This is a genomic window from Halobacillus sp., from assembly GCF_049282395.1.
Taxonomy (GTDB): domain Bacteria; phylum Bacillota; class Bacilli; order Bacillales; family Halobacillaceae; genus Halobacillus.
This window is the reverse complement of record NZ_JBAPTY010000416.1, coordinates 1-2,366: the sequence shown is the minus strand read 5'-3', so window position 1 is coordinate 2,366 and position 2,366 is coordinate 1. Positions and strand designations below refer to the sequence as shown.

Here is a 2,366-nt window from a genome sequence, read left to right as displayed (position 1 = left end):
TTTTTACCTGTCCAGTAAGCCCCGTCTTCCATATGGGCGAACGGAATATCCGTATCGACAAGTCCTGTTATCTTTTCCAGTTGGATGTCTTGCCCTCGCAGCCATTGGTTAAAATCAAATTCTACTGGCGGCTGGTCTCCTCCAAGGGAAAACCAGGCTTTCATTTCCTGTGGAAGGTACCCCGCCGTATGGATGGTACCGGCCCAGCTGCTGTATAGTTTAGAAAACACGCCTCTTGTAGTTCCATTCATGAATTCAAACGCTTCTTCCGCATTCTGTAAGGAACTGCGGTTTGTATTGATCGCACTTTCCCGCTTCTTAGAATCAACAAGGTGATTCCGATTTTCTTTGGTCAAAATTTCAAAGTGATTGGTACAAACATTCGACTGTCTCACCTCTACTCCTCTAGGTGATGCTTCCACCACGAATGTTTGGTTGCTCCGGTCAAAAACGGTATAGCTGAATGAATGGCGGTGAGGAATTTCTTTAAGCATACCCACCGCTTCTTCAACACTGGCGCAGGATTCGAGTATCATACGCCCGATTGCACAGCATATAAATCCATCCCCCGGACGTTTCCTGTGCATGAAATTATAGCCGAGTACAAGCCCTTTTTCATTCATACCGTCCATGCGTCCTGTAATTCTTTGAGTCGGTCCGATAATGGCGTAACCTTGATCTGAAGGCTGAAAAAGACTGTAGCGCCCTTCATAGGTTTTCGGCATATAGTCATAATTCCGAATGAAATAACCTTCCCCGGTCATAATGGAACAGCCGGAACGTTTGTAGTCAATTCGATACCCGCCAAACTCCTTCATAATACGTTCCATCGGCCAGCCGAGAGCATCTCTAAGTCCAAGAAGTTCATCCCATAGGCCAGGAGCAAAACGCGTGATAGCTTCTTTCACCTCTTGTTCTTCTACGGTAAAACGAGGTTTTCTCACTTTCCATTGCTTTTCTCTATTTTTAACAGACCACGAATCTCGCAATAACTCACCCTGATAATAACCAAAATTATAATGACTTCCCCGAAATTGTATAATGTCACTATGTACGTGTTTCATGCAGAATTCCTTTCTACGCTAGTTTTATGTAATAACCTTACCATTTTCCTTTCACTACCATAAAGATATTTGCACCATAGCTGGTCAAAGAGCTAATTTAGCTCTAATAAAAGAAGTTCTCACTAAAGGGCCGGATTGTGGAAGACTCAGTTTCGAGATAATTTGAGCCCGTTACGATATTTGGAGAAGGACTGGTGGGGAAATAACTCGCTTTCCTATGGGGGGAACGGTGAGCTTCCTCGCTCGTTTCACTCCCTGCGGGATCTCACCTAGTCCCTTCTCCACCCAAGATCTCGAAACTGAGTCTTACAGTAACCGGCTCTTTAGCTGAATAAGTTATCAAATTAGCAAATACTTAACGGGGTTATGAAAAGAAGGGGAACGTGATCATTTTATAGAAATTCTAAGAGACGCTGATTAGGAGGCGATTGGATGAAAAAAACAGTATTAATAACAGGTGCTTCTAGCGGCTTTGGTTTTCAAACAGCCGTAAAGTGCGCAGAACGAGGATTTCACGTGATCGCAACTATGAGAAATATGGATAAAGCTAAGGCATTTTTTTCAGGAGATATAGATGAAGAAATTACTCGACGCATTGAAGTCTGGCCGCTTGATGTGACCGATTCTTTCTCATTATTTGAATTTGAGAATCGAGTGCAGCAAACGGAACGAATTGATATATTAGTCAACAATGCCGGATACGCTCTAGGTGGATTTGTTGAACATGTTCCTTTTGAAGCGTACAGTCGTCAATTTGAAACGAATCTCTTTGGCGTCATTCGTGTAACCCAAGCCATTCTGCCAATTATGAGACGGCAGAAAAGCGGAAAGATCATGAATGTTAGTAGTGTGAGTGGTTTAATAGGCTTTCCGGGATTATCAGCCTATGTTGCTTCCAAGCATGCACTTGAAGGATTTTCCGAGAGTCTGAGGCTCGAGATGAAACCATTCGGAATTGATGTAGCACTAATTGAGCCAGGGTCCTATCAGACGAATATCTGGTCCTCCGGGATGGAGCTTCCTGAGGAGGCCCACAATCCTGATTCCCCATACGCCGATTACTTGAAAGATCTTTGGAAAGCCATGCAGCAGGGGAAACGGAGTGACCCTGGTGATGTGTCCAGCTTAATGACTAAGTTAGCGGGTAAGGACAGCTTATCCAGGCTGCGTTATCCGATTGGCCCCGGTGTCAGGTTCAATATTATCCTGAAAAGGGTGCTGCCCTGGACATGGCTTGAAAAGCTGATTCTGAGCCAAATACGATCCTCCTAGTTTCGTAATCCAAAATCTGGGTAACAGTAC

General features: G+C 44.2%; 2 protein-coding genes. One reads left to right on the top strand and one right to left on the bottom strand.

What is annotated here, in order from left to right:
* Positions 1-1,064, bottom strand: a 1,064-nt coding sequence (locus WAM07_RS17365; protein WP_422168649.1) for a C45 family autoproteolytic acyltransferase/hydolase, incomplete at its 3' end; no start/stop codon positions are given.
* Between the two features lie 432 nt (positions 1,065-1,496).
* Between WAM07_RS17365 and WAM07_RS17360 the strand changes: the two genes are divergently transcribed.
* Positions 1,497-2,336, top strand: coding sequence for an SDR family oxidoreductase (locus WAM07_RS17360; protein WP_422168648.1), 840 nt, complete (start codon positions 1,497-1,499; stop codon positions 2,334-2,336).
* Positions 2,337-2,366 lie beyond the last annotated feature (30 nt).

What these genes read in the sequence shown, in the direction of transcription:
- WAM07_RS17360 (WP_422168648.1), top strand. Translation starts at nt 1,497, where the DNA reads ATGAAAAAAACAGTATTAATAACAGGTGCTTCTAGCGGCTTTGGTTTT.